Annotated in this window: 22 protein-coding genes; 16 read left to right on the forward strand and 6 right to left on the reverse strand. The window is 60.0% G+C overall.

Annotated elements, in window-relative coordinates; genetic code table 11:
• Window positions 1–48: 48 nt before the first annotated feature.
• The 10 genes from QMK47_RS13450 to QMK47_RS13495 all read left to right on the forward strand — a co-directional run bounded on the left by QMK47_RS13450 (window position 49) and on the right by QMK47_RS13495 (window position 11,431).
• Complete coding sequence (locus QMK47_RS13450; RefSeq protein WP_320390373.1) at window positions 49–900, forward strand: transporter substrate-binding domain-containing protein; 852 nt, start codon at window positions 49–51, stop codon at window positions 898–900.
• Window positions 897–2,321, forward strand: a complete 1,425-nt coding sequence (locus QMK47_RS13455) for an FAD-binding oxidoreductase (protein WP_320390374.1) — start codon at window positions 897–899, stop codon at window positions 2,319–2,321. The genes QMK47_RS13450 and QMK47_RS13455 overlap by 4 nt, the downstream gene beginning before the upstream one ends.
• Window positions 2,318–3,529 (forward strand): aminotransferase class I/II-fold pyridoxal phosphate-dependent enzyme, encoded by a 1,212-nt coding sequence (locus QMK47_RS13460; RefSeq protein WP_320390375.1) that lies wholly within the window; start codon window positions 2,318–2,320, stop codon window positions 3,527–3,529. The genes QMK47_RS13455 and QMK47_RS13460 overlap by 4 nt, the downstream gene beginning before the upstream one ends.
• Window positions 3,526–4,260: an amino acid ABC transporter permease gene (locus tag QMK47_RS13465; RefSeq protein ID WP_320390376.1), complete on the forward strand. Its 735-nt coding sequence runs from the start codon at window positions 3,526–3,528 to the stop codon at window positions 4,258–4,260. Before QMK47_RS13460 ends, QMK47_RS13465 begins: the two co-directional genes overlap by 4 nt.
• Window positions 4,250–5,038 (forward strand): amino acid ABC transporter permease, encoded by a 789-nt coding sequence (locus tag QMK47_RS13470; RefSeq protein WP_320390377.1) that lies wholly within the window; start codon window positions 4,250–4,252, stop codon window positions 5,036–5,038. Before QMK47_RS13465 ends, QMK47_RS13470 begins: the two co-directional genes overlap by 11 nt.
• Window positions 5,025–5,861 (forward strand): amino acid ABC transporter ATP-binding protein, encoded by an 837-nt coding sequence (locus QMK47_RS13475; protein ID WP_320390378.1) that lies wholly within the window; start codon window positions 5,025–5,027, stop codon window positions 5,859–5,861. Before QMK47_RS13470 ends, QMK47_RS13475 begins: the two co-directional genes overlap by 14 nt.
• Before the next feature lie 27 nt (window positions 5,862–5,888).
• Window positions 5,889–6,488, forward strand: coding sequence for a cysteine dioxygenase (locus QMK47_RS13480; RefSeq protein WP_320390379.1), 600 nt, complete (start codon window positions 5,889–5,891; stop codon window positions 6,486–6,488).
• Between the two features lie 45 nt (window positions 6,489–6,533).
• Complete coding sequence (metC, locus tag QMK47_RS13485) at window positions 6,534–9,299, forward strand: cystathionine beta-lyase (protein WP_320390380.1); 2,766 nt, start codon at window positions 6,534–6,536, stop codon at window positions 9,297–9,299.
• Window positions 9,300–9,622: 323 nt separating this feature from the next.
• Window positions 9,623–10,141, forward strand: coding sequence for a hypothetical protein (locus tag QMK47_RS13490; protein WP_253474153.1), 519 nt, complete (start codon window positions 9,623–9,625; stop codon window positions 10,139–10,141).
• 108 nt (window positions 10,142–10,249) lie between these two features.
• Entirely contained in the window at window positions 10,250–11,431 is a 1,182-nt protein-coding gene (locus QMK47_RS13495; protein WP_320390381.1) for a cupin domain-containing carboxymuconolactone decarboxylase family protein, read from the forward strand.
• Here the strand turns inward: QMK47_RS13495 and QMK47_RS13500 are convergent.
• A complete protein-coding gene (locus tag QMK47_RS13500) occupies window positions 11,419–12,312 on the reverse strand; it encodes a LysR family transcriptional regulator (protein ID WP_320390382.1) in 894 nt (297 codons plus the stop codon). The two genes, QMK47_RS13495 and QMK47_RS13500, sit on opposite strands and share 13 nt — an antisense overlap.
• Before the next feature lie 469 nt (window positions 12,313–12,781).
• Here QMK47_RS13500 and QMK47_RS13505 point away from each other — a divergent pair, with 469 nt between their 5' ends.
• Complete coding sequence (locus tag QMK47_RS13505) at window positions 12,782–13,123, forward strand: DUF6124 family protein (RefSeq protein WP_253474162.1); 342 nt, start codon at window positions 12,782–12,784, stop codon at window positions 13,121–13,123.
• A 69-nt stretch (window positions 13,124–13,192) separates the two neighbouring features.
• Here QMK47_RS13505 and QMK47_RS13510 read toward each other — a convergent pair whose 3' ends face one another.
• The gene (locus tag QMK47_RS13510) at window positions 13,193–13,522 is read right to left on the reverse strand and encodes a hypothetical protein (protein ID WP_320390383.1); all 330 of its coding nucleotides are present in this window, start codon (window positions 13,520–13,522) and stop codon (window positions 13,193–13,195) included.
• Window positions 13,523–13,884: 362 nt separating this feature from the next.
• On the opposite strand from QMK47_RS13510, the gene QMK47_RS13515 reads away from it, so the two are divergent.
• Both QMK47_RS13515 and QMK47_RS13520 read left to right on the forward strand, forming a co-directional pair.
• On the forward strand, window positions 13,885–15,756 hold the full coding sequence (locus QMK47_RS13515; RefSeq protein WP_320390384.1) for an ATP-dependent nuclease: 1,872 nt from the start codon (window positions 13,885–13,887) through the stop codon (window positions 15,754–15,756).
• Window positions 15,753–17,465, forward strand: a complete 1,713-nt coding sequence (locus QMK47_RS13520; RefSeq protein WP_320390385.1) for an ATP-dependent helicase — start codon at window positions 15,753–15,755, stop codon at window positions 17,463–17,465. Before QMK47_RS13515 ends, QMK47_RS13520 begins: the two co-directional genes overlap by 4 nt.
• Window positions 17,466–17,671: 206 nt before the next feature.
• Here QMK47_RS13520 and QMK47_RS13525 read toward each other — a convergent pair whose 3' ends face one another.
• From QMK47_RS13525 to QMK47_RS13535, 3 genes are all read right to left on the reverse strand, one after another.
• Window positions 17,672–19,531 (reverse strand): ABC transporter ATP-binding protein, encoded by a 1,860-nt coding sequence (locus QMK47_RS13525; protein WP_320390386.1) that lies wholly within the window; start codon window positions 19,529–19,531, stop codon window positions 17,672–17,674.
• A 79-nt stretch (window positions 19,532–19,610) separates the two neighbouring features.
• Window positions 19,611–20,573 carry a hypothetical protein gene (locus QMK47_RS13530; RefSeq protein ID WP_320390527.1) on the reverse strand — a complete coding sequence of 321 codons (963 nt, stop codon included), beginning with the start codon at window positions 20,571–20,573 and terminating at the stop codon, window positions 19,611–19,613.
• 115 nt (window positions 20,574–20,688) lie between these two features.
• Window positions 20,689–21,573, reverse strand: a complete 885-nt coding sequence (locus tag QMK47_RS13535; protein WP_214511731.1) for a LysR family transcriptional regulator — start codon at window positions 21,571–21,573, stop codon at window positions 20,689–20,691.
• Window positions 21,574–21,686: 113 nt separating this feature from the next.
• On the opposite strand from QMK47_RS13535, the gene argC reads away from it, so the two are divergent.
• Entirely contained in the window at window positions 21,687–22,616 is a 930-nt protein-coding gene (gene argC, locus QMK47_RS13540; RefSeq protein WP_320390387.1) for an N-acetyl-gamma-glutamyl-phosphate reductase, read from the forward strand.
• A 28-nt stretch (window positions 22,617–22,644) separates the two neighbouring features.
• Here the strand turns inward: argC and QMK47_RS13545 are convergent, their stop codons facing one another.
• Window positions 22,645–23,436, reverse strand: a complete 792-nt coding sequence (locus QMK47_RS13545; RefSeq protein WP_024618998.1) for a helix-turn-helix transcriptional regulator — start codon at window positions 23,434–23,436, stop codon at window positions 22,645–22,647.
• Between the two features lie 138 nt (window positions 23,437–23,574).
• Between QMK47_RS13545 and QMK47_RS13550 the strand changes: the two genes are divergently transcribed.
• The gene (locus tag QMK47_RS13550) at window positions 23,575–24,678 is read left to right on the forward strand and encodes a polyamine ABC transporter substrate-binding protein (protein ID WP_253474179.1); all 1,104 of its coding nucleotides are present in this window, start codon (window positions 23,575–23,577) and stop codon (window positions 24,676–24,678) included.
• A gap of 152 nt (window positions 24,679–24,830) precedes the next feature.
• A complete protein-coding gene (tssI, locus tag QMK47_RS13555) occupies window positions 24,831–26,162 on the forward strand; it encodes a type VI secretion system tip protein TssI/VgrG (protein WP_320390388.1) in 1,332 nt (443 codons plus the stop codon).
• The last annotated feature ends 15 nt before the right edge of the window (window positions 26,163–26,177 follow it).

A 26,177-nucleotide genomic window follows, 5' to 3' on the forward strand; every position in this document is an offset into this window, starting at 1 on the left:
GTCCCGCCTGCCTTTTCTCTCAACGACCGACGCTCAAGGTAATCGCCCATGACTTCATTTTTCACCCCACGAACCCTGGTGAGCCTGTGCCTGGCGTGGTCCGTCGGCTGCGCTGCGAGCCTGGCCCAGGCGGATGCCACGCTGGACCGGATCGAGCAACGCCATGCCATCAGCGTCGGGGTGATGCTCAGTGGTGCGCCGTTCGGCACCATTGACCCCAAGACCGGCGAGCACCTGGGCTACAACGTCGAGTTGGCCCAGGGCATCGGCAAGGCGCTGGGCGTGGAGGCCCAGACGGTGTCGGTGCTGGCGCCGAACCGCGTGCAATTCCTGCAACAGGGCAAGGTCGACATCCTGATCGCCAACATGCAGTTCACTGAAGAGCGTGGCGAGATTCTCGATTACGTGCCGACGCCTTATGAAGAGGTCGGTGGCGCGGCGTTGATTCGCAAGGGCTCCGGCATCAGCCAGTGGGCCGACCTCAAAGGCAAACCGGTGTGCGTGTCCCAGGGCAGCAACTTCATCAAGCCCTTGCAGGAAACCTACGGCGCACAGATCAAGGCGTTTCGCAGCCAGTCCGAGTCGCTGTTGTCGTTGCGCGGCAATGGCTGCGTGGCAGCGGTGCATGTGAGCCCGACCCTGCATGCGCTGTTGAGCGAAGCTGAATGGGCAGGCTATGAAATTCCGCTGCCGGGGGATCTGATCCCGTCGAATTCGGTGATCTGGCTGCGCAAGGGCGAGCACGATACCCAGGCAAAACTCGATGCCATCGTGCGCGAGTGGCATCGCAGCGGCTGGTTGATCGAACTGGGCGAGCGCACCGGTATGGCGCCGTCCCAGGCCCTGCGTGATCTGCATGCCAAGTACAGCAATGCCGCCCCCTTGGCCGCGCAACCATGAGCCAGTCGTTGTTTGTGGCATTGCAGGCACTGGTCGGCACCAGGCATGTGCAGAGCAGCGAAGACGCCGCGCCGTACCTGACCGACAAGCAGGGTCGTTACGTCGGCCAGGTGATTGCCGCCGTACACCCGGCCAGCACCGAAGAGGTCGCTGCGGTAGTCCGGGCTTGCGCTGCGGCCGATACGCCCGTGGTGGTGCAGGGCGGCAACACCGGACTGATGGGCGGCGCCACCCCGGACGCCAGCGGCCGCGCCGTGTTGCTGTTGCTCGACCGAATGAATCGGGTTCGCGCCGTGGACACCGACAACGACACCCTGACCGTCGAGGCGGGCTGCATCCTGCAAGCCGTCCAGGACGTTGCCCGCGAAGCCGGACGTCTGTTTCCCTTGAGCCTCGGCGCCGAAGGCAGTTGCACCCTCGGCGGCAACCTGGGCACCAACGCTGGCGGCACCGCGGTGCTGCGCTATGGCAATACCCGCGAACTGACCCTGGGCCTGGAAGTCGTGACTGCCCAAGGTGAGATCTGGAACGGCCTGCGCGGCTTGCGCAAGGACAACACCGGCTACGACCTGCGGGACCTGTTCATCGGCAGCGAAGGCACCCTCGGCATTATCACCGCTGCGACCCTGAAGCTGTTTCCACTGCCCAAGGCCCAGGCTACCGCGCTACTGGCGTTCGACTCGTTGGAGCAGGCAGTGGCCTTGCTGTCCCACGCCCGCGCCGGTTTTGGTGCCAGCCTGACGGCGTTCGAGTTGCTCAGTGCCGAGTGCCTTGCGCTATTGCACGAGCAGTTTCCCGACGGGCCGCGACCTTTCTCTGGCACTCGCTGGCCTTGGTTCGCGCTGTTGGAACTGTCCGATAACCACAGCGAAAGCCATGCACGGGAAGTCTTCGAGCAGGTGCTGGGTGAGGCCTTCGAGCAGCAGCTGCTGGCCGATGCGCTGATCGCTGAAAACCTCGTCCAGAGCCAGGCGTTCTGGCAGTTGCGCGAAAACATGAGCGATGCGCAAAAGCGCGCCGGTCGAAACATGAAACATGACATCTCGGTGCCGATTTCCCAGGTCGTGGCGTTCGTTGCCCATACCGATGCGCTGCTGCAAGAGCATTTCCCCGGCGTGCGGCACTACACCTTCGGACACCTGGGCGACGGCAACCTGCATTACAACGTTGCCCATCCGCTGGACTCCACGGTTGATGCGCACATGGCCCATTACCCGGCGCTCAGCCAGCTAGTCCACGACAGCGCCCATGCCCACGGTGGCTCGATCAGTGCCGAACACGGTATCGGCCAGCGCAAGGTGAATGTACTGGGGCGCTACAAAAGTGCGGTGGAACTGGATCTGATGCGTCGGATCAAGCAGGCGCTGGATCCGCGCAACCTGCTCAACCCGGGCAAGGTCCTGGAGAACATGCGGCCATGACCCTTTACCTGTCCAAGCGCGTGCAACGGGTCTCGTTGTCAGCCAATGCCGCCGCCAAGTCCCGGGCCACGGCCTTGCGCGAGGCCGGTCGCGACGTCCTCGACCTGACCACCGGCGAGCCGGATTTCGATACGCCAGCGCACATCAAGCAGGCCGCCTATGCCGCCATTGCCGCTGGCGCCACCAAGTACACGCCGACGCCGGGCGTGAAGGCCTTGCGTGTGGCCGTGCAACGCAAGCTGCGCACGGAAAACCAGTTGGGCTATCCGCTGGAGTCCATCGTGATTGCCAACGGTGCGAAACAGATCATCTTCAATGCCTTCGCCGCCACCCTCGATGACGGCGACGAAGTGTTGGTGCCGACGCCGTACTGGCCGTCCTTCCCGGACAGCGTGCGCTTCAACGGTGGTGAGCCGGTGTTCATCGAGTGCGGGTTGGAGCAGGGCTGCAAGCTCACGCCGCAACAGCTTGAGCAACACATCGGCGAGCGCACGCGCTGGCTGGTCCTCAACAGCCCCGGCAACCCCAGTGGCGCGGTGTACAGCGAGGCCGAACTGCAAGGCTTGGCCCAGGTGTTGCGGCGCCATCCCCACGTGCTGATTCTGCTGGATGAACTCTACGAGCACATTCGTTTCGACGGGCGTGCGGCCCAGAGCCTGCTCAACGTCGCGCCGGATTTGCAAGCACGCTGCCTGCTGGTGGGCGGGGTGTCGAAGACCTATGCCATGACCGGCTGGCGCGTCGGTTTCGGTGCCGGGCCGCAGGCGCTGACCGATGCCATGAGCGTGGTGCAATCGCAATCCACCTCCGGGGCCTCCTCGGTCGGCCAGGCGGCGGCGTTGGCGGCGTTCGAGGGTGGGCTGGATTTCCTCCCGGAACAGGTCGCGGCCTATCGTCAGCGCCGTGATGTGCTGGTGAGCGCATTACGCAATATCGAGGGCCTTGAAGTCCTCGAGCCTCAAGGCGGTTTTTTCGTGTTTGTGTGCTGTGCCGGGTTGTTGGGGCGCTATCGCCCGGACGGTCAGCGGCTGGAGCACGATGCCGATGTCGTTGCGTACCTGCTGGACGAGGGTGTCGCTGGCGTCGCGGGCAGTGCCTATGGCTTGTCGCCGTGGTTTCGCCTGTCCATCGCCACGGCGACCGAAACCGTCGCCGAAGCGGGCCGTCGTATTGCTTTCGCCTGCGGGCAATTGAGGGGCGAGCCATGAGCCATTGGCTGGAACAATTCGTCCATTGGAGCGCCGGGCTCGGCCTCAACTACAACTTTTTGCTCGATGCCTATCAGCGCGGCACATTGGAGCAGGGCGCGTTGACCACGGTGCAGTTGTGCCTGCTGACCATCGTCGGCAGCCTGCTGGCGGGGGTCGGTCTGGCGGCGCTGTTGACCTCAGGCAAGTCCTGGCTCGCCAGGCCTGCGCGGGTGTTTGTCGAAGTCACTCGCAACACGCCGACCTTGGTGCAGCTGTATTGCGCCTTCCTGGTGCTGAACATGTTGCTGACCGAGGCCGTCGGTGCGGCCAACCCGCTGACACCCTTCGCCTGGGTGGTGATCGTGATCTCGCTGCACAAGGGTGCGTTCCATGCCGAGGCGCTGCGGGCCGGTATTGAAGCGGTGCCCGCGGTGACTCTGGAGGCGGCGAGTTCGCTAGCCTTCAACAACCGCCAATTGTTATGGAACGTGCAACTGCCCCTGGCCTTGCGTTTTGCCTTGCCGTCGCTGATCAACAACCTGATCGACCTGGTGAAGATGACCGCGGTGGCCTCGGCTATCGCCGTGGGCGACATCACCTACGCGGCCATCATGATCTGGACCCAGAGCGATAACGTGCTGGAGCTGATGATCCTGATCCTGGGGTTTTTCGGCCTGTTGAGTTTCACCGTCAATTGCGTGGGGCGCTACCTCGAAGCGCGCCTGAGGATGCCCGGCTATGGCCATTGATTCGTCCGTTATCGCGCCGCTGACTTGGCCGCGTCGACATTTCGGTAAAGTACTGCTGGGGGTGGGGGCGCTGTCCTGGCTGGTATATTTCGCCCCGCACAGCCCGGTGCTCAAGGCGTTACTGCAATGGTCGCCGGCCTTGGCCGCAGGGTTCGGCCAGAACATTCTCATCAGCCTGCTGGCCATTGGGCTGGGTTCTGTCGCGGGGCTGTTGGTCGGCGCGATGGTGCTGTCGCCCCTGCGCCTGCTGCGCTGGCCGGCGCGGATCTGGGTGCAGATATTCCGCAACGCGCCCTGGCTGGTGCTGATCTATTTCACCACGTATGTGTTCCCGTTCGAGATTCGTATCGGCAGTGCCTATGTCGCGTTCCCCGATTGGGTCAAGGTCACCCTCGGCCTGGCCTTGCCGGCCAGCGCCAATGTCGCGGAAGTCTTCCGTGGTGCTATCGCCTCGATCCCCAGCACCCAATGGGAGGCAGCGCGGTCCCTGGCGTTCACCCGTGGGCAGATTTTCCGCTCGATCATCCTGCCGCAGTGCTTCAAGCGCATGTTGCCGCCATGGATGAACCTCTACGCGGTGATCACCATGGGCACCGCGCTGGCGTCCCTGGTGGGCGTGCATGACGTGATCGACACCGCGCAGATCGCCAGCAACACCGTGAACCTGACCGGCTTCACCGTGGTGATCTACCTGAGCCTGCTGGTGCTGTTCTTTGCCTATTGCTACCCGATTTCCCGTCTTACCCAATACCTGGAGCGACGTTATGCCTTCTATTGAAACCGTCGCCGAACCCCTGGTCAGCCTGCGCGACCTGCACCTGTCGTTCGGCAGCAACCCGGTGCTCAAGGGCATTGACCTGGATGTGCGCCGTGGCGAGGCCGTGTCGATCATCGGCCCGTCCGGCTCGGGCAAGTCGACGATCCTGCGCTGCATCACCGGCCTGTTGCAGCCCCAGCGGGGCAGTATCCGCGTCGGTGCCACCGAGGTTCACGCGCTGGCTCAGGAAGCCCAGCGTATCGAACTGCGCAAGCGCGTCGGGTTTGTGTTCCAGCAGTACAACCTGTTCCCGCATCTGTCGGTCTTGGAGAACCTGGTGATTGCGCCGCGTAAGGTCCTGGGCCGCAATCGGGCCGCCGCCGAAAAAGACGCTCGTGTCTTGCTCGCCAAGGTGCGCATGGAGCACAAGGCTGACGCCTACCCGGGGCAGCTCTCGGGTGGCCAGCAACAACGGGTGGCGATTGCCCGCGCCCTGGCGATGCGTCCGGAGCTGATCCTGTTCGATGAAGTGACCTCGGCCCTGGATCCGGAAACCGTTGGCGAGGTGCTGACGGTGATTCGCGAGCTGACCGAAGAGGGCATGACCTGCGTACTGGTCACCCATGAAATGCGCTTCGCCGAGGAGATCAGCGATGTCGTCTATTTCACCGAAAACGGCGTGATCGTCGAGCACGGTAGCGCCGCGCGGATTTTCCAGCACCCCACCAGCGAGCGCACCCGGGAGTTTCTGCGTCATGCCTTGGGTGACCCGGGGCGACGGCCGCCCATCGCCGATGATCCTTACCTGTTGAGCAACCTGAGTCGCTACAGCCTGTCCGTCTGACTTTTTGTAAAAAATGGAGCCCGCCTCATGAGTATTTTCAACCGCCCAGATGTCATCGAAGACTTCCTGCAGAAAGTGCGCGTCATCCACCAGCGCGGTGTCGACCGCGCCGCGCTGACGGAGATCGTCGCCCTGCTGGAAGGCCTGGCCGAGCGCCGCGACCTGTTCAACTTCGACACCTTCCCCGCACCAGTGCCGGGGCAGGGCAGTACTGCGTTTCGCTATCGCCTCAATGACGACGGCGACACCCCGACGCTGTATCTGAACTCGCTGTTGCCGGGCAAAAGCACGCTGCCTCACAACCACGAAACCTGGGCGATCATCAGCGCCGTCGAAGGCCAGGAAATCAACTACGTCTACACCCGCGACGATGAAGGTCGCGAACCTGGCTACACCACGTTGCACCTGGAAAAAGAAGTGGTGGTGCAGCCCGGTACGTCCATCGCGTTCCTGGGTGACGACCTGCATGGCATTCGGGTCGCAGGCGAGCAACCGACCCTGCATTTCCATCTCTATGGCTTGCCACTGGAATCGCTCAACGGCCGTTACGGCGTCGAAACCGACGGGCGCATCCTCAATTACAACGCCTCGCAAATGGCGCCGTCGATCAAGGCCTACGCCCACTGACGTCACCTCGCGTTCCAGTCATTCCATTTTTCCAGCGGGACTCCCATGAGCCAGACCCTAACGCCCCAGCAGTTGCAGCAGTGGTTGTTCGACGGGCAGGAAATCGCCCTGTTTGATGTGCGCGAGCACGGCCAGTATGGCGAAGCCCATCTGTTTTTCGGGGTGAACCTGCCCTATAGCCGTTTGGAGTTGGAAGCGCGGCGGCTGGCGCCGAACCGCCAAGTGCGGTTGGTGCTCCATGACCAGGATGGCGCAGGCCTGGCGGCACGTGCGGCGCAACGCCTGCAAGCGTTGGGCTACGCCAATGTGCACATCCTGGAAGGCGGCGCCGATGGTTGGCAGGCCGCCGGCTATCAGCTGTTTGCCGGTGTGCACGTGCCGTCCAAGGCCTTTGGCGAACAGGTGGAGGCAGTCCGGCACACGCCTCACGTCAGCGCGCGCCAACTGGCGCAATGGCAGGCCCAGGGTGAACCGCTGGTGATACTCGACGGCCGACCGTTGGAGGAGTATCGCAAGATGACCATTCCCGGTTCGATCTGTTGCCCCAATGGCGAACTGGGCTACCGCGTGCACGACCTGGTGCCGGACGAGCAGACGCCGATCGTGGTCAATTGCGCCGGCCGGACCCGCAGCATCATCGGCGCCCAGACGCTGATCGACCTGGGCTTGAAAAACCCGATCTATGCCTTGGAAAACGGTACGCAAGGCTGGGACCTGGAGGATCTGCAACTGGAGCATGGCAGCGAGCGTCGCTATGCCGACCAGGTGTCGAGCAGCACGCTGCCGGGGCAGCGTTTGGCGGCGACACGACTGGCCGAACGGGCCGGTGTGCCTACCGTCGAGGCTGCCCAGGTCGAGCAGTGGGCAGCGGACACGGGGCGCAGTCTGTTTCTCTGCGACGTGCGCACCGCCGAGGAGTTTGCCGCCGGCACGCTGCCGGGAGCGCAACACACGCCGGGCGGACAGTTGATTCAATCCACCGACCTGTATGTTGGCGTGCGTCAGGCGCGGGTGGTGTTGTTTGACAACGACGGCGTTCGCGCACCGATCATCGCCAGTTGGCTGCGGCAGTTGGGGCATGAGGCTTTTGTCTTGTCGGGTGGGTTGAGCAGTGGCTTGGCACTACCGGTTCCAGCAATCGTCACACCCGAAGAACTGCCGCTGATCAGCGTACGGGCCTTGGCCGATGCCCTGAAGGATGACGCGGTGACATTGATCGACCTGCGTTCGAGCAGGGCGTATCGCAAGGGGCATATTGCCGGGGCGCGCTGGTCGATCCGGCCGCTATTGGCCCGTGCGGTGGCGGGGGAGCAGCGGCCGCTGGTGTTGGTGGCCGATGATCCCCGACTCGCGGCCCTGGCGGCCCTGGAGTTGCCTCACGCTGAGGTCCGTTTGCTGGACGGTGGTCCAGATGCCTGGCGCTCGGCGGGCCTTGCGCTGCAAGAAGGCGCCGCCACATTGCCGGATGCACAGTGCATCGATTTCCTGTTCTTCACTCACGACCGCCACGCTGGCAACAAGGACGCGGCGCGCCAATACCTGGCTTGGGAAATCGGCTTGTTGGCGCAAATGAACGACGAGGAAATCGCCAGCCTCAAGCCACTGCACGGAACGCTTCAAAGCACCGTCGAAGAGCGACTGCGCACCCGTCTGGTCCATGGCGCGCGCACCGGAAAGGGCGCCGGTGCCAGGGCCGTCAACGTACCGGTCAGCCGCCTGAGCACGGTGCTGTTCGACAACCTGGCACAGATGCGTGACGCCCGCTCCCGGCGCGACAGCGAGCGAGTCCTGAGTTATGGCGCCCGGGGCAATCCGACGGCCTTCGCCCTGGAAGACCTCGTCACTGAGCTGGAAGGTGGCTATCGCACTCGGCTGTTTGGCACCGGGTTGGCTGCCGTGGCGCAAACCTTCCTGGCCTACCTGCGGCCTGGCGATCATGTGCTGATCACCGATGCGGTGTATGCCCCGGTACGGCGTGTGGCCCGGGACTTCCTCGAAGCCTTCGGCATACAAGTCGGCTACTTCGCCCCCGATGGCAGCGACCTGCCCGGACGGCTGCAAGCCAACACTAAAATGGTCTACACCGAAGTGCCCGGTTCATTGCTGTACGAGCTCTGCGACTTGCCAGCTATCGCCGCACTGTGCAAGCCGCGGGGCATCCTGCTGGCAGTGGACAATACCTGGGGTTCGGGCGTGCTGTACCGGCCGCTGACATTGGGCGCCGACATCTCGATCATGGCCCTGACCAAATACCTGAGCGGACACAGCGACGTGGTCATGGGCAGTGTGTGCACTCGGCAGCAGGCTTGGCCGGCACTGGCGGCCATGAGCGACACCTTCGGCAACACCGTCAGCCCCGACGACGCTTACCTGGTCCTGCGCGGCGCCCGCACCCTCGCGCCACGGCTGGACACGCATGAGCGCCAGGCACTGGAAATCGCCCGTTGGCTGCAGGCGCAGCCGCAGGTGAAACGGGTCTTCCATCCGGCACTGCCCGAGCATCCCCGTCATGCGCTGTGGCAGCGGGATTTCAAGGGTAGCAATGGGTTGCTTTCCTTTGAACTACGCGAAAATGACGACGCCTACCTGGAGCGATTCATCGACGCATTGCAGGTGTTCGGGTTGGGTGCATCCTGGGGTGGGTTCGAGAGTTTGGTGACTGTCGCTGATACCAAGGACCGGAACAGTGCCGAGGATCGGGCGTTGAATCCTGTGGTGCGCTTGCATGTGGGGTTGGAGGATGTCGATGTGTTGGTTGAGGACCTGCGGCGGGGGTTTGCACAGGCTGCTGCCAGTGCAACGATGACTTGAAGCACCGTGGTGGTAAGGCATCCAACATCGATTGCGAACTGACCCACCGCCATCGCGAAAAGGGGAATGGGGGTGGGGAGCAAGCTCGCTCCCACAGGGATTTCGGGTGGATAGGGAAAATGGCGGTTGTCCCGGGACCCTGTGTGGGAGCGAGCTTGCTCGCGATGGCGGCAATACATCCAACCTCAATGCCCACTGACCCAGCGCTTTCGCGAGCAAGGTTGTGCACCCCACCACAAAACCTATCAACAATGGGCTACCAAATCCCTGGCCAACCGCTACCATTGCGCGCTGATCTCCCAATACCCCCGGACCTCACTTTCATGAAATTGCGCCTGCTGACCGCCGCCTTGTTTTTCACCTGCACCCTGGCTCACGCCGCTGAATCGAAACCCGTTCCGAAAGCCCTGGAAGTACAGATCGGGCACTTGGTAGCGCTCATCAAGGACAGCTATGCCACCGGCTATCCTGAAGCGACGCTGGTGCAGACGCTGGACACCGGCGAGGACAGCCAGGTCACCCTTGCGGTCTTTACCGTCGAGGGTTTCGGTATGGGCAACAACTACAGCCAATACCTGGCGGCCTTTACGCCCGAAGAGAACGAGGAGGGCGTGCCGCATTACAGTCTGTTGGACGTGATGCGCATCGGTGGCGACAGCTGGCGTGCCATCGACAAACTGGATGCCAAGCTGGTCAGCGATCCGACCGGTGAGCAGACCCTGATCGACATTCCCGTGATGGAGAATACCGACGAGGACGCGCCGAACTTCCCAAGCAAAGCCGCGGTGATTCACCTGTCGCTGGACGGATCACAGGCAGTGCGGTTGGTTGAGATCAAGTAAGTCGGATTTATGTGATTGCGATATGAGTGCTATGTAATTGGCATGGTTTATCGATTAATGCAGCAAGGTTAATTTGTTTCTCTACGTATCAATCGAGAGGAAAGCCAAATGACTCTGCGTTCAACCGGTAGCCTTTGTTTTGCGCTATGCGCGGCGGCGCCTTTTGTCGACGCCGCCAGTACAGAAAGCACCAGCGAGTCCCGGACTTCGCAACAGATCAGTCGGGCCGGCAGCCAAGCGTCGGCCGCAGGTCCGGCGGATTATTTCACCGGGCGAGTGCGGGTCGATCCTCTGTTCCCGGCAACCAATGAAATCAATGCCTCCGGCGCCTACGTCAGCTTCGAACCGGGCGCGCGTTCGGCCTGGCACACCCATCCCGCTGGGCAGCGCTTGGTGGTGGTTTCCGGTGTCGGCCTGACGCAGGAATGGGGCAAGCCCGTGCAGCAGATCCGCCCGGGCGACGTGATAGTCTGCCCACCAGGCATCAAGCATTGGCATGGCGCCGCGCCGACGAGCGCCATGACCCACCTGGCCGTGACCGGTACGGTGGAGGGCAAAAACGTGGAGTGGCTGGAGAAGGTCAGCGAAGAACAGTACGGTGCCGCTGGAACGGCTACGCCATCGGCCAAGCCGGAGGCCATGGCGGTTTCGCAAACCCTGTCGGCCCAGCAGCAAGCCATCCCGTTGATTGCCGCCGCCATGGCGACGAGCAACATGCCAAGCCTCAATACGGCCTTGAATCGAGGGCTGGATGCGGGCCTCACCGTCAGCGAGGCGAAGGAAGTCCTGGTGCAGCTTTACGCCTACAGCGGCTTTCCCCGCAGCCTCAACGCCCTCGGCGAATTGATGAAAGTGGTGGAGGCGCGCAAGCAACGCGGCGTCCAGGACAACCCGGGGCGCGAGCCCGCTCGCCTGATTCCTACCGGCGATGCGCTGCTGGCGGCGGGCAGGGCCAATCAGACGCGCATTGCCGGTGCGCCCGTCCAGGGACCGTTGTTCGACTTCGTCCCGGTCATCAACCAGTACTTGCAGACGCACCTGTTTGGCGACATTTTCGAGCGTGACAACCTGGACTGGCAAAGCCGTGAGCTGGCGACAGTCGCCGCGCTGGCGGTCACCCCCGGCGTGGAGTCACAACTGCGCTCGCACATGGCCGCCAGCCTGCGCGTCGGCTTGAGCGCTGCGCAACTGCGGCAACTGATCCAGCTACTGGGCGAGCAGGGCGACGCCGCCGCGGCCAAGCGCGCCGCTGAAGCGTTGGACACCGTCCAGGCCAGTCAACCCTCGTAGCGCAAGGCTTCGCGCAGCAGCGTGAAGGCCGGTGAGCTTTGGCGGCGACTGGGGTAGTAGAGGTGGTAGCCGGAAAACGGCTCGCACCAATCTTCCAGCACCCGAATCAACCGGCCTTGCGCGACAGCGTCCTGCACCAGGTCCTCCGGCATGAAGGCCAGTCCCAAGCCTTGAAGCGCGGCCTCCAGGCGCATCGCGATGGTGTTGAACACCAACTGGCCTTCCACCCGGACTTTCAGCTCCTGTCCGTTTTTCTCGAACTCCCAGACGTAGAGGCCGCCATGGGTCGGCATGCGCAGGTTGATGCAATTGTGCGCCGTGAGGTCATCTGGAATGACCGGCTTGGCATGCCGGGCGAAATACGCGGGCGAGCCCACCACCGCCATGCGCATGTCAGGGCCGATACGCAGGGCAATCATGTCCTTGGCCACCTGCGGACCCAGCCGCACACCGGCGTCGAAACCCTCCGCGACGATATCGGTAAAGCCGTAGTCGACGATGATTTCGATGTTGAGGTCGGGATGATCAGGTAGCAGCCTGGCAAGAACGGATTGCAGGATCGTGATCGCGGAGTGCTCACCGGCAGTGATGCGCAACTTACCCGCCGGCTTATCACGAAACTCACTGAGCATCGCCATCTCGTTATCGATCTCTTCGAACCGCGGCGCGACCACCCGCAGTAGGTGTTCACCGGCTTCGGTCGGGGCGACACTGCGAGTGGTGCGCGACAACAACCTGACCCCCAGCCGCTCCTCCAACTGACGCATCGCCCGGCTCAGCGCCGGTTGCGACATGCCCAGCTTGGCCGCTGCGCGGGTGAAGCTGCGCTCCTGGGCGACGGCGGCGAAGATGGCGAGTTGGTCGTAGCGTTCGGTGGTCATTGATCCGTCTCAGGTATGAGCAGGGAGGGATTATGGCATCTGCCGGATTAATTGGCTGAGCCATGGTTGTGGTCTTCCAATCACATCGCACCCGTCGCGCAGCGCAGCGTTTCGGTGGTGGAAGGGTTGTACGAGCTTCTCGTAGGAATCGACGGAACGAATATTTCCCATTGACTTGCAGGACATTTCCTAGAAAATTCCAGCCTCTTGCGCCTGCTGATTTCGGTGCCTAGTCTTTGTCCACCGCTGCCATTCAGCGGTCGGGTTTAGCAGCTCGGAATCACGTTAGGCGCACGGCAACTGCCTTCAGTGCGGGCATTTTTATTGCTCGAATTCTTATGGCGGCTGTGCGCAGGGCATCCTCGGGTGCGCCGGTTTCCTAACGTACCGGTCTGCTAACCTGCGCACGGCTGCCACCCTCTCGTTTAGCAGCGAACGTGGCGGCTCCCACTTACGTTAGGAGCATTCCATGGACAAACTCATCCCCGACCCACCCGTTCCACCGCTGCACCTGGACATCGCGGCCGACGCCAACGCCGAACGTGTCATCGATTCCTATCTGAACCCCAAACCCGCCCAGCCTGACAAGAAGCCACCTCCGGACCAGCTATTCACCGTCGTGGAGGGCGTCGATGCTGAAAGCCTGTTGGCCAACCTCAGCGAAACGTTAGCCTCCGCCAATGCCATGGCCGGCGATTTGGCGTTCGATCTGGAGGATTCTCGACGGCATGTTGCACTAGGGCTGCAACAATTGATTGAACTAGGTCTGCTATTGGCAAACCGGGCGCTGGATGTCATCGACCCTAGATAAGCGTCCGGTGGAATAGATTCCATTTTTCCCAAGATGGATCGGGTCGGAAGCGAAGGGCTGCTTCCGACCCTAAGCAGACGGTACCCACTTAGTGTCAGCTAAGCTGAAAATTTGCCGCTCAGAAGAACTGCCAAGCTCTCCGAAGATAAGCTCCACTTTAGTTGTTGGCTTTTGTAGAAAATCCAGGTTTTGGATATGCGGAAGGATGACGGCCAATAGCTGTTTTGCATCCAAGCCTCGAAATATAGCCTCACAGCCGCCGCCATCGATTGCCATGTCATCGCTATCGAATTGACCTACGCCACTCCGAGCAAGCTGTGGCTTGAGTTCTTCAATAACGTTGCACCACGGGACAATGTCCTCGATGGAATGAGTGAAATGAAGGATCAGATGTTGCATCGGTTATTCCTGAAGTTCTGATGGTGATAGGAGCGCTGGTTTTTTTCTTTCCTTTAAAGTTTCGCCGATGGAAACTCCTATTTCGAGGAATTTCATCCTTCATAGCGAGGCTTGCTTAAGCCTAGCTTGATTCCTCAATCACGGGCTGGCTGCTTTCGAACTGAAGACGCCCATGCGACTCACATCATGCAGCTAAGCAACGGCTGACTCCGGCAGCTATCGGCCAATAGCGGTCCTTGGTTGCGCGCGCGCGGTACGCGAATCGACCCGAAGGAGCTCTCAAGTGGCGATACAGTCGAATCGCACCTACCATGAGCCACTAGAATCAGTAGATTGGTTTCCGCTAGACAAGGAGGGTCGAAGTGCATCTTGTGCGTGTTCGCGTCCGGAACTTCAGAGGCATCGCCTACGGTGAGGTCCACCTCAATGGACACACTGCTTTTATTGGTGACAACAACGCCGGCAAGTCCACATTGCTGGAAGCGGTGGACCTGGTACTTGGCCCGGAGCGCCTGAGTCGCCGTCCTGTAATTGATGAGCACGATTTCTATGCAGGTACGTACGTAGATCCGGCCAAGAACGAGGTCGTCCCAATCCAGATCGAGGTTATTGTCGCTGGACTCTCTGATGAGCAGCTGCGGCATTTCCGCGACCATATCGAGTGGTGGGATTCACAGGCAAAGACATTGCTTGTGGGGGCACCCCCAGAGGGAACAGACGCCCCCCATGTTGGTGCAGCAATACGCGTCTTCTTCAACGGCTGGTATGACGTAGAAGAGGACGACTTCGCTGGGGATACCTTTTACGCCACTCCCGAAATGCCGGATGGCTCCTACCTGCGGTTCTCTGCGCCCGACAAACGAAAGTGCGGTTTTCTTTATCTTCGCACCCTACGAACCGGCGCCCGCGCACTCAGCCTAGAGCGAGGCTCTTTGTTGGACGTAATCCTTCGGCTGAAGGAGACACGACTGACAATGTGGGAAGACTTGCTCGACCAACTGAGGGCATTGCCAGTTGGAGAGACCGAGGATATCGGCGAGTTACTTGTCGCAGTCCAGGATGCAGTACGGCACTACGTACCATCCGACTGGGCAGAGCAACCCCACATGCGGGTTTCGGACCTCACCCGCGACATGCTCCGTCGAACCCTGACTGTCTTCATGGGCACTGGCGCAAAAAGGCCGGACGGCTCTGTCTACTCCGCCCCATATCAGCACCAAGGCACTGGCACGATTAACACGCTGGTATTGGCTCTGCTGTCTATCATCGCCGAACTCAAGCAAAGCGTGATCTTCGCGATGGAAGAGCCAGAGATCGCGCTTCCGCCGCACACCCAGAAACGAATTATCAATTCACTACGCCAGAAGTCGGCACAGGCCATCTTCACCTCCCACTCACCCTACGTGCTGGAGGAGTTCGATCCTGCCCAGGTGGTGGTTCTCAAGCGCACGGCCGGTGTTATGACCGGAGTCCCTGCAACATACCCACCAGCAGTCAAGCCCAAGGCTTATCGCACAGAGTTTAAAGCTCGGTTCTGCGAAGCTCTACTTGCCCGCTACGTACTTGTGCTTGAGGGCCGTACGGAGTTCGACGCATTGCCTGCCGCCGCCCGCCGGCTCGCCGAGCTGGATCCCACGCGATTCAAATCTCTCGAAAACCTTGGAGTGGCTATCGTCGATGCTCGCGGCGAGACCAATGTCGCTCCTCTGGGTGCATTCTTCCGGTCTCTCGGCAAGATCGTGTTCGCGGTGTTCGACAAGCAATCACAGGAGGCGCTCGCAACCATCACTGCCTCGGTCGATCATGCCTATGAGTCCGCGACTAAGGGCTTCGAAAACCTTGTGTTGTATGGCGTGTCTGAGGTCGCACTCCGCAGCTATGCTGCTGTTGTAGTTGCTGGCGGCGATTGGCCGCAGCATCTCGCGGCAAGGGCGCCAACGCCCGCAACGCCGCTGGCCGATCTGCAGGCGGCTCTGTCGAGCTATTTCAGCTGGGCCAAGGGTGGTGGCGACGCCGGCGACTTGCTCGCCTCCTGCCCAACCGCCAATGACATGCCTGAATACGTGAGAACCGCGCTGGCAGCCATCAAGAACGTCATTGAGCCACCTCCGCTGCCTCCACTACCTCCCCAGCTAGCCGGCGTGCCCCCTCTCCCAGAAGCGGCAGCCAAGTCGCCGCAATTGGCAGCCGCCTATGGGAAGTTCCAACCGTCCCCGACCCAGCCTCTGTCATGACGGAAGTGTGGAGCGATCAGAAGCGCGACTTTCTGGAGTGCGCCAGGCACGCCCTGGCGCTAGGTGGCCCTGGTGCCGGCAAAACACACGTCGCGCTGGTCAAAGCTCGCAATGAGATTTGCTCAGGAATACTCAAGCCAGGCCAGAAGGTCCTCTTCTTGAGCTTCGCCAGACCGACCGTAGCGCGCATCATCGAAAAGGCTTCTGAGCTGATTTCTCGCGAGGATCTGAAGCAACTAGAGGTCAGCACGTACCACGGTTTCGCATGGAGCATTCTCCGAAGCCATGCCTATCTGTTGAATGGCAGACCGAACCTGCAGCTTCTACCACCGCCCGAAGCAGCAGCGCATTTGGCAGATATCGATAAGGCCCAGCACGAAAATGAGAAGCGACGCCTTTTCGAACAGGAGGGTCGCCTGCATTTCGACTTGTTCGCAAGCTTGGCCAGCGAACTGCTGAGCCGCAGTGATCGGTTAGGCGCCATCTTCTCCGACACCTATCCCATCATCATCCTCGACGAGTTTCAGGACACAAACAGTGATGAATGGACGCTAATCCAGCAGCTTGGAAAGCGCAGTCGCCTCATTGCACTGGCCGACCCCGAACAGCGGATCTATGAGTTTCGAGGTGCTGATCCCAGGCGGGTTGTAGACTTTCTGGAGAACTTCGGCGCCGCCCATTTCGATTTCGCGGGTGAAAATCATCGCAGCAGCGGTACCGATATCACGGCCTATGGGAATGACCTGCTCACTGGCGCAAACAAGGGCAAGGCCTACCAGCAGGTCAAAATCACGCGTTACGACTTCATGTATGGCAAGAGCCTGCACTTCACCGCCAAGGCCGCGGTGTTCTCGGCGTTGGATCGCCTCAAAAAAGTACCTGACAAATCGATCGCGATCCTGGTGCCATCCAGGCGGCTGATGCTCGAGTTTTCTGACTACCTTTCTTCTGCAGCTGATGGTCTGCCAGCGCTACATCACGATGTCGCAATGGATGCTGAACCGCCGGCTCTAGCCGCTGGCGTTATCGCCACGTTACTGGCGGGAGGTACCGCTGGCGATGTGGCGAGCCGCATGCTCGGCGCACTTCACTCACACATTCGCGGACGGCGCGGGGGCAGGCCTACCCCACAGACCGAGCTTGACCTGGCGGGTGCTCTTAGCGGGTTCCTTTCCTCGGGAAAGATCCGCGGTTCCAAGCGCCTGTTGATTGTCAGCGAAGTTCAGCGCATCTCAGAATTGCGGCGGCAACTGCAATTAACGGGCGACCCTGAGGAAGACTGGTTACACCTGCGCGGCCTATTGGCATCGTCCACTGCGGAAGCCTTGAAGCAAGTAGCAACAGATGCTCGCTACCTACGACTGCTGCACCGAGGCTCAGTATTGCGAACCAATTTGGGTGCGTTGTGGCGTGCCCAGGGAGAGTACATGGGTGCTGAAGAGGCAGTCCGGAGTGCCTTGATGCAGGAGCATTTCGCTGCAGCTCAAAAGGACTGGCGTGGCATCCATCTGATGACCATACATAAGTCCAAAGGGAAGGAGTTCGACGAGGTCATCATCTACGACGGCCTTTACCAGCGCATTGCCAAAGCCCCGCAGGATCCAAAAATCTGCGCCCAGGATCTTTTAGTACTGCGGGTGGGCGTGACTCGGGCGATACGTCGGACCACCATTGTGACTCCGAAGCGCGATCCCTGCCCTTTACTGTGAATCAAGACTTCCCCTGCTTACACTCTCCCCGCTAATCCGGCCGCAGCTGAAAGCGGTCGTAGGCGCGCCTATCTGAAGAGGTAAAGAGCTCCTCAGTCCCAAAAGAATGGTTCACGTTAGTCCGTTTTTGGCCGAAAGCTGCCCGTTGTGAAGGACAGCTGACGACCCAAAACACCCACGTGCAGATCACCCCAGGCCATCCACGCTCACACCTGATCCATCGCCTCGCTCACCCACCGATCTTCACCCAGGAACCCACCACTCTGATGGTGCCACAGCCGCGCATAAATGCCGTTCTTGGCGAGCAATTCAGCGTGGGTACCCTGTTCAATAATGCGCCCATCATCCATGACAATCAGTCGATCCATCGCCGCAATTGTCGACAGCCGATGGGCGATGGCGATGACAGTTTTGCCCTGCATCATTTCATCGAGGCTTTCCTGGATGGCCACTTCGACTTCCGAATCCAGCGCGCTGGTCGCCTCGTCGAGGAGTAGGATCGGAGCGTTCTTGAGCATCACTCGAGCAATCGCGATGCGCTGGCGCTGGCCGCCCGACAGCTTGATGCCGCGCTCGCCCACCAGGGTGTCGTAGCCGGAGTGACCTTGGCGGTCGCTCAGTTGGCTGATGAACTCATCGGCCTGGGCATTGGCCGCGGCACGGCGGATTTGCGCGTCGCTTGCATCGGGGCGGCCGTAGGCGATGTTGTCTCGAATGGAGCGATGCAGCAGGGATGTATCCTGGGTGACCATGCCGATGGCGCTGCGCAGGCTGTCCTGCGTCACGTGCGCAATGTCTTGCCCGTCAATGCGAATCTGCCCGCTGTCGACGTCATAGAAACGCAGCAGCAAGTTGATGAGTGTGGATTTGCCCGCGCCGGAGCGGCCCACCAGGCCGATTTTTTCGCCCGGGCGAATGTTCAGGCTCAAGCCATCGAGCACCTGGCGTTCACCGTTGTAGTTGAAGCTCACCTTGTCGAAGGTGACCGCTCCGCCAGAGGTCACCAGCACCCCGGCGTCCGGCGCATCCTGCACCTTGGGGCCGCGGGTCAGGGTGGCCATGCCGTCCTGCACGGTGCCGATGCTCTCGAACAGCGAGGTCATTTGCCACATGATCCAATGCGACATGCCGTTGATACGCAGCGCCATGGCAGTGATCGCCGCCACGGCACCGGCGCCGACTTCGCCCTGGTGCCACAGCCAAAGCGCATAACCGCCTGCGGCCATGATCAAGCCCACCACCAACGCTTGGTTGACGATCTCGAATTGGCTGACCAGGCGCATCTGGCGAAAGCCGGTCTGTTTGAAATCCTCCATGGCCGCGCGCGCGAAGTGCGCTTCACGATTGGAATGGGAGAACAGCTTCACGGTCGTGATGTTGGTGTAGGCGTCCGAGATACGTCCGGTCATCGAAGAGCGGGCATGGGCCTGTTCCTGTCCGACTTTCCCCAAGCGGGGCACGAAGTAGAGCATCGCCAGCCCGAACAACACGATCCAGGCCAGGAAAGGCAGCATCAGCTTCAGGGCGAAGCCGCCGGCCAGTGCGATGATCGCGATGAAATACACGCCGATCCCGGGTGCGATCTCGATCAGGGTGAACAGCACGTCGCGCACGGCCAGCGCCGTCTGCATCACCTTGGTGGTGACCCGGCCGGAGAACTCATCGGAAAAAAACGACAGGCTTTGCCGCAGCATCAGGCGGTGGAAGTCCCAACGCAGGCGCAACGGCAAATTGATCGCCAGTACCTGGTGCTGCACCATGGTTCGCAACGCCACCAGCCCGATGCTGGCCACCATGACGATGCCCATGCCCCACAGCACGCGACTTTCCTGCGCCGCCGCCTCACCACCGGCTTGCCAGGTCGAGAGCAGATCCACGACCTGACCGAGAAAAGAAAACAGCCAGGCTTCGTAGATCGACACACCGGCGCTGAGCAGCGCAAACGCAAGGATGTAGCCGCGGGCGCCCCGTGTGCACGCCCACAGAAACCGAGCCAGGCCTTCGGGTGGCGGCGGTACCTCGTCGGGCGGGAAGGGGTCGAGTCTTTGTTCAAATACGCGAAGCATGGTGGTCTCCGAAACGATCATTCTGCCATTTAACGGCGGCTTTGAGGCTTATGTGGCGCTGTGGTCGAATTGACCACCTTCAGGGATTGGAGCTCATCCGGCCCCGGATCGCCATGCGCAGACAACCCCAGGCAATGAATCCGATGATCAACACCTCGGCCATGCCCACCAGCAGGTTGAATGAAAAGGTGAGCGGTTGCTCGGCCCAGTAGAAGGTGGTCGTGCCCGTTCGAAAGCCGCCGACGCGCAGCCGCCCGGTAAACAGCGCGGGCACCAATGCGATGACGTGAGTCAGCTCCAGGACTGCCAGGAAAACACCCAGTAGAACGAGTAGGGCGCGTGCGGGCGTGCCGAGTTTTTCGGTGGCCTCATGGGAACGCGTGAGCCCCTTGGCTTTGCGCTGCCTGGCTTCCCTCACCGCTTTACCGCTGGTTGGGGCTGGAGCAGGCCTATAGGTTGCCTTCTTCACACCCGCCGCCGAGCCCACCACGACTTCGGTGGGCACTGCCACGTTCAGGTAGTCGGCCAGCTCACGCAGCCATACGTTGGTGCGTTGATTTCCCGGCACTACCGGAACGTTGTCGGTCGTCAGGCGGTGCTCGGTGCCATCGCGCATCACCAGCCACAGCTGGGTGTAGGCCGGCTCGGCATCTTGGCGGCGGCGAAGTTCGAGGCATTTGGGGGGATCGATTCTAAAGACCGAATGCACACGCTCGCGGCGCCCAAAAAAGTTTCGGGTGCGGCGCTTGCCTTCACCGTCGCGTCGCGATAACAGCAAGGTCTCGTGGATGCCGGTGTACACCATCAGGAGCAGGCCGAGGGCCGGAATCAGCAGCAGCCCGAGCACGATCAGCAGTGAAGTCAACGGATCCAGGTCAGTCAGGGGCGAGCCTTCATCAGCGATCACAAACACGGCGAACGCCACCGGCAAGATGAAGGCCAGCGCGCCTGTCAGCAGCACGAAGGCGCTCTGCACCCGGTTGCGCGAGTGGATGTGCAGGTCATCCTGTGCGGTGCGCTCGAAGCGATGTCCAAACAACATGCAGACCTCCTGGTGCGCCGCTTTTAGATCGATCAAGGGGACGTGACAATCGGTTGCACGTCGCAGGCCTGGATCGTGTTTTACGCCGCGCAGAATACCTCATGCCCAGACAAAATCACTCCGCACTCAACTCCCACAACACATCCAGCACATGTTGCGTAGGCCGTTCGATGTCCCGACTGCGGTGGGCAATACCCAGTTGACGCCACAATAAGGGTTTTAATGGGCGCATGACGATTCTGTTATCGAGCAATGGCGTGGCCGCTTCATGGGGCAACAACGTCGCACCATATCCTGCCGCCACCAGGCTTTTTATCGCGTCGTTGTAGTTCAGTTGGATACGCGGCGCAGGCTGCTGCCCATCACTGGCGAACCACTCCGCCGTCAAGCGCGAAAGACGGGTGGTGGCGTCATTCAGAATCAACGGCTGAGCGGCCAACCAAGCGGGGGTCACAACCTCCGGGCATTCCCAGCGAGCCGGCAGGAACGCCATGACCGGGTCCCGTCGCCACGGCTCGATCCGCAAACCCTTCACCGGGGACTGCGGCAGCGCGACCAAACCAACCTCCAAAGCGCCCTCGGCAAGTTTCTTCAAGGTTTCCTGGGAGGTCAGCACCGCGACTTGTACATCGATCGCGGGGTGGCGTTGGCTCAAAGACTCCAACGCATGCGGCAGCAACTGTGCGATGGCCCCTGTGGAGGCGCCTAGCCGCACACGCCCGGCCAATCCTTGAACCTGACGTTCGACGTCTTCAAGTGCCTGCTCTGCGTCTGCCAATAGGCGCCGCGCGCGTTCCACCAATGTGTTCCCTATCGCTGAAGGTTGAACGCGCCCGCGCGTGCGCGACAACAGCTTGCCGCCCACGCGCGCCTCCAGGTCGGCGATATGCAGACTGACGGTGGGCGGCGCAAGGTGCAGCGCACGGGCCGCTTCGGCAAACGATCCCAGGTCGGCAATCGCTACCAAGGTGCGCAGACGGTCCAGGCTGATTTCGCGCATGAGGATTTCCTTGTTCAGAAAAACTGAATTTCATCGTTTATAAATTCAACTTTTCCTATCTTAGAGCGTCGCTGAAGATTGGGCTCCTGATTTCCAATGTCCGAGAGCATTCCATGGCAAGTTCCCTTGTATTCATCGATGGCGACCAAGGCACCACCGGGCTGCAAATCCACCAACGTCTGCGCGAGCGCAGCGATCTGCGGCTTTTCACACTCAGCCCCGAACATCGCAAGGATCCGCAACGTCGCGCCGAAGCCATCAACCACTGCGACATCGCCATTCTGTGCTTGCCCGACCAAGCCGCACGCGACGCGGTAGCGACCCTCGAAAACTCCGCCGTTCGGGTGATCGATGCGAGTTCGGCGCACCGCACCCATGCAGACTGGACCTATGGATTCGCAGAGATGAATCCGCAACAAGCCCAGCGCATCGCCGCTGCGCGGCGGGTCAGCAATCCCGGTTGCTATCCAACGGGGGCGATCGGGTTGCTGCGCCCATTGCTGGAGGCCGGATTGGTGCCCAGGGATTACCCGCTGAACATTCATGCCGTGTCGGGTTACTCCGGAAAAGGACGGGCCGGTGTGGAGGAGCATGAGGGCGCGGGCGCAGCAGAGGCGTCGGCGTTTCAGGTCTATGGGCTGGGGCTGGCACACAAGCATATTCCGGAGATTCAGCAGCAAAGCGGGCTGACGGAGCGGCCGATGTTCGTGCCGGCCTATGGCGCTTTTCGGCAGGGGATCGTGCTGACCATACCCTTGCAAACCCGGTTGTTGGCGCCAGGCGTGAGCGCGGTGCAGTTGCATGGGTGTTTGATGCAGCACTACGCCGATGCGCGGCATGTACAGGTGATGTCGATGCAAGAAGCGAAAGCGTTGACGTCCCTTGATCCTCAAGCGCTTAACGGAACTGATGATTTGCGCTTGTCGGTGTTTGAGAATGATGAGACCGGGCAGGTTTTGTTGGCTGCGGTGTTTGACAATCTTGGGAAGGGCGCCGCTGGCGCGGCGGTGCAGAATCTGAACTTGATGCTTGCAGGCGCATGACCGAGCAAATCAGCCCGATGCCCTGACTTCAATGGGTAGCGGGAATATTCTGTTTGGGCATGAAGAATCGAGCAAATAGCTCAGATTGCGACTTGATATTTAATTTTGCGTAAATGTTGCGGCGGTGGACTTTTATGGTCTCCGCCGAGAGGGACAGCTTTCCGGCTATTTCCTTATTGGAGAAGCCGCTGAGCAATAAGCGGAGTACGTCACTCTCGCGTGCTGTTATTTGGGTGCCAAGCTGATTGACCGTTTCTGGCCACAGAGGCGGTTCAGCCGGAGTCTTCTCTACGTCAATTTCGAAACCCATGCGCTGATGCATCAATGCAGTCACCCACGGCTTGATGATATCCAGCATGGTTATTTGTTCTTGGCTAAAGCGGACTTTGCTGCCGATGGAAATGCATAACGTTCTGTCGGGGTCGAGTTGGACATTGTACTGCGCCTCATCCATGGAGATGTATTGTGCAAAATACTTGTGGTAGTACTCGGTTTCAAGAAAGTATTCCGGTGCAATATCCAATAGGTGGAAGAAGCCACTTTGTGGGTTTTCTCGATTGGCTATATAAAACGGGTCCAGCAAATAAAGACCTTTCACGTAGCGATGAACGAATGCGTCGACTTCTTCCGCATCGGCTACTTCAGGAAGGCTGACGACCTGCACGTGTTGATTGCTGAAAATCAATACAACCCAATTATCGATTTGTACATATTCATTTAAGGTGCGAACAAGTGAACTCCAGAAATCTGGACGATTCAGCTGCATGATCAGCTTCCCAATCGATCGATGCCAAGCCAGGCTGTGGAGGTCAAACGGCATTTTCTACCCCTTTAGGGTTAGGGATTCGCAGGTCAAGGGTAAGTATTCGTAGGTATTTACTATTCGGTAACACCCGGTATATTCGCTGCCAGGGTTAACGATGGCCATGAGGGCATATCGTCTTGACAAGGATGTTGCATGAGAAAGTCACATTTGCGAACCATTTTTTCCGCCTCGCTTCTCTGTGCAGGGATAAGCACATCAGTAGCGGCTGTAGAGCCCGGGATGTATCTGTATAACTGGTTCGGGTTGCTTGCGCCGGAGACGCCAAAGGAGTTTGAACAGGAAACTGGCACGAGCGTGCATATGGATGCGTTCGACAGCGCCGAAATCATGCAGAGCAAGGTCATGGCTGGGCGCACCGGGTATGACGTGGTTGTGGCGACCTCCAATGTGTTGCCCAGCCTGATCCAGGCGGGAGTCCTCCAGCCGTTGGATCGTAGTCAACTGAGTAACTTTTCACACATCGATCCTGAGCTCCTGGCCCAGCTCGCGGTCAATGACCCTGGTAACCGCTACGCCGTACCTTATCTATGGGGCACTACCGGCATTGGTTATGACGTTGACAAAGTCAGGGGCGCGTTGGGTGATAGTGCTCCGGTGAATAGCTGGGACCTGATCTTCAAAGAAGAAAACATTAGTAAGCTACAGTCGTGTGGTGTGGCAATGCTTGATTCTCCAAGTGAGATCATTTCCATTGCCTTGAATTACCTGGGACTCCCTAGCAACAGCAAGAACCCGGATGATTACCAGAAAGCCCAAGCCTTGCTGTTGAAAATTCGTCCTTACGTTCTCTATTTCGACTCCTCCAGAATCGACGCCGACCTGGCTGACGGCAATATCTGTGCAGTTGTGGGATGGGCTAATGGTGCCCTTGCTGCACAGGCCAGCAACGAGAAGGCCAACACCGGGCGCACGATCGCCTACAGCCTTCCTCGCGAAGGCGCGCTGTCCTGGTCGGAGAATCTGGTTTTGCTGAAAGATGCTCCCCATCCCAAGGAAGGTATGGCGTTCATTAATTATATGATGCGACCAGAAATTATCGCCAAGACCTCAAACCACACGCTATACCCTAACGCCAATAAGGATGCCGCTGAGTTCGTCGAGCAGAAGCTGCGAGACAATCCTTGGATTTATCCAGACAAAAAAACGGTCGCAACACTTATTCCACTTGAGCCGCTGCCATTGAAGTTGGAGCGGATCCGCACGCGGATCTGGACCAAAGTGAAGAGTGGCGTCTGATCTGACTTGATTTGTATGTCTGGAAAGTAAGACGCAAACGCCGATATACAGGCACGCTGGGCGGGTGGGTTAGTACCTGTTAATCCATCAACCCAGTATTGCTCGGGGTCTTCCGGTCCATTGCGCCGCCTTATGTAAGAAGAGAACAGCGGATGTTCAGCCCAGCCAATCAAACGCACTTCAGTTTGACCATCGACGGTTTTGAGCACGATTTTCAAGTGCTCGCATTCACTGGAGAAGAGGCGATCAGCAGGCCTTACCTCTTCAACGTGGAATTTGTTAGCGAGCGGTCTGACCTTGATCTCGAGAGCCTCTTCGACGTAGAGGCTTTTCTGACCTTCGACTCGAAGGGCAACGGCATTCATGGACGGGTCTACCACATCGCTCAAAGCAATAACGGTGAGCGTTTGACGCGCTACAGGCTGGCCCTCGTACCGCACCTGTCCTACTTGCGCCATCGCATCAACCAGAGGATCTATCAACAGTTCTCGGTGCCGAAAATCGTCGCCTTGATACTGGAAGAGCACGGCATTCTGGGCGACGCCTATCGGTTTCATCTGGGGGCGACCTACCCCGAGCGTGACTACTGCACCCAATACGACGAAACGGATTTGCACTTCATTCAGCGCTTGTGCGAAGAAGAGGGTATCCACTTTCACTTCCAACACAGCACTCAAGGCCACGTGCTGGTCTTTGGCGATGATCAGTCGGCTTTTCCCAGTCTTGGCCAACCCACTGCTTATAGGCATGAGAGCGATAGGGTGGCCGACGAGCCACTGATCAAGCGCATCAACCTGCGTTTGGGTCAGCTCACCAGTCGTATCTCGCACCGCAACTATTATGATTTCGAGCAACAGCTGGACATTGAAAAAGATGACAGCCCGGAGCGTTTTACCGGTCACGAGCACGGCAAGCAAATACGTCTTCGGACTATGGAGCGCCGCCATGCGGCCTATCGACAAGCTGAAGGGCAAAGCGACCAGACTCGGTTAGTCAGCGGCCATGTGCTGGAAATCTCAGGCCATCCGCGCCAAGAGTGGAACACCCTATGGCTACTGACCCAGGTCATCCACGAAGGCCGGCAACCACAGGTATTGGGTGAGAACGTCGCCAGTGGCAACACTGCGAACGACGATGACTTTCATCAGGGCTACCGCAACCGCTTTGTCGTTCTTCCGTGGAATGTTGCCTATCGTCCGCCGTTGGCTCACAAGAAACCTCAGGTGCCAAGCAACCAGGCTGCTGTAGTCGTCGCTTTAGAAGGCGAGGGGAGCCAGAGTGATCGGCGCTTTGGGCGGATCAAGGTCAAGTTCCCCTGGGACCGCGAAGATAGATTTGACGACAAGAGTCATTGTTGGTTGAAGGGAGCTTCCGATTGGAGCTGTGAGATGGGGCCGCCCCGGACGGGCATGGAAGTCGTGGTCACATTTCTTGAGAACGACCCGGATCAGCCGGTGGTCAGCGGTTGCTTGTGTTGTCGTTGAGGGGGGCGCTTTTTA

The organism is Pseudomonas sp. P9_35, from assembly GCF_034008205.1.
Classification (GTDB): Bacteria; Pseudomonadota; Gammaproteobacteria; order Pseudomonadales; family Pseudomonadaceae; genus Aquipseudomonas; species Aquipseudomonas kilonensis.

Coding starts and splice junctions, on each gene's coding strand:
- QMK47_RS13450 (WP_320390373.1), top strand. CDS start 49: ATGACTTCATTTTTCACCCCACGAACCCTGGTGAGCCTGTGCCTGGCG.
- QMK47_RS13455 (WP_320390374.1), top strand. CDS start 897: ATGAGCCAGTCGTTGTTTGTGGCATTGCAGGCACTGGTCGGCACCAGG.
- QMK47_RS13460 (WP_320390375.1), top strand. CDS start 2,318: ATGACCCTTTACCTGTCCAAGCGCGTGCAACGGGTCTCGTTGTCAGCC.
- QMK47_RS13465 (WP_320390376.1), top strand. CDS start 3,526: ATGAGCCATTGGCTGGAACAATTCGTCCATTGGAGCGCCGGGCTCGGC.
- QMK47_RS13470 (WP_320390377.1), top strand. CDS start 4,250: ATGGCCATTGATTCGTCCGTTATCGCGCCGCTGACTTGGCCGCGTCGA.
- QMK47_RS13475 (WP_320390378.1), top strand. CDS start 5,025: ATGCCTTCTATTGAAACCGTCGCCGAACCCCTGGTCAGCCTGCGCGAC.
- QMK47_RS13480 (WP_320390379.1), top strand. CDS start 5,889: ATGAGTATTTTCAACCGCCCAGATGTCATCGAAGACTTCCTGCAGAAA.
- metC (WP_320390380.1), top strand. CDS start 6,534: ATGAGCCAGACCCTAACGCCCCAGCAGTTGCAGCAGTGGTTGTTCGAC.
- QMK47_RS13490 (WP_253474153.1), top strand. CDS start 9,623: ATGAAATTGCGCCTGCTGACCGCCGCCTTGTTTTTCACCTGCACCCTG.
- QMK47_RS13495 (WP_320390381.1), top strand. CDS start 10,250: ATGACTCTGCGTTCAACCGGTAGCCTTTGTTTTGCGCTATGCGCGGCG.
- QMK47_RS13500 (WP_320390382.1), bottom strand. CDS start 12,312: ATGACCACCGAACGCTACGACCAACTCGCCATCTTCGCCGCCGTCGCC.
- QMK47_RS13505 (WP_253474162.1), top strand. CDS start 12,782: ATGGACAAACTCATCCCCGACCCACCCGTTCCACCGCTGCACCTGGAC.
- QMK47_RS13510 (WP_320390383.1), bottom strand. CDS start 13,522: ATGCAACATCTGATCCTTCATTTCACTCATTCCATCGAGGACATTGTC.
- QMK47_RS13520 (WP_320390385.1), top strand. CDS start 15,753: ATGACGGAAGTGTGGAGCGATCAGAAGCGCGACTTTCTGGAGTGCGCC.
- QMK47_RS13525 (WP_320390386.1), bottom strand. CDS start 19,531: ATGCTTCGCGTATTTGAACAAAGACTCGACCCCTTCCCGCCCGACGAG.
- QMK47_RS13530 (WP_320390527.1), bottom strand. CDS start 20,573: ATGTTGTTTGGACATCGCTTCGAGCGCACCGCACAGGATGACCTGCAC.
- QMK47_RS13535 (WP_214511731.1), bottom strand. CDS start 21,573: ATGCGCGAAATCAGCCTGGACCGTCTGCGCACCTTGGTAGCGATTGCC.
- argC (WP_320390387.1), top strand. CDS start 21,687: ATGGCAAGTTCCCTTGTATTCATCGATGGCGACCAAGGCACCACCGGG.
- QMK47_RS13545 (WP_024618998.1), bottom strand. CDS start 23,436: ATGCCGTTTGACCTCCACAGCCTGGCTTGGCATCGATCGATTGGGAAG.
- QMK47_RS13550 (WP_253474179.1), top strand. CDS start 23,575: ATGAGAAAGTCACATTTGCGAACCATTTTTTCCGCCTCGCTTCTCTGT.
- tssI (WP_320390388.1), top strand. CDS start 24,831: ATGTTCAGCCCAGCCAATCAAACGCACTTCAGTTTGACCATCGACGGT.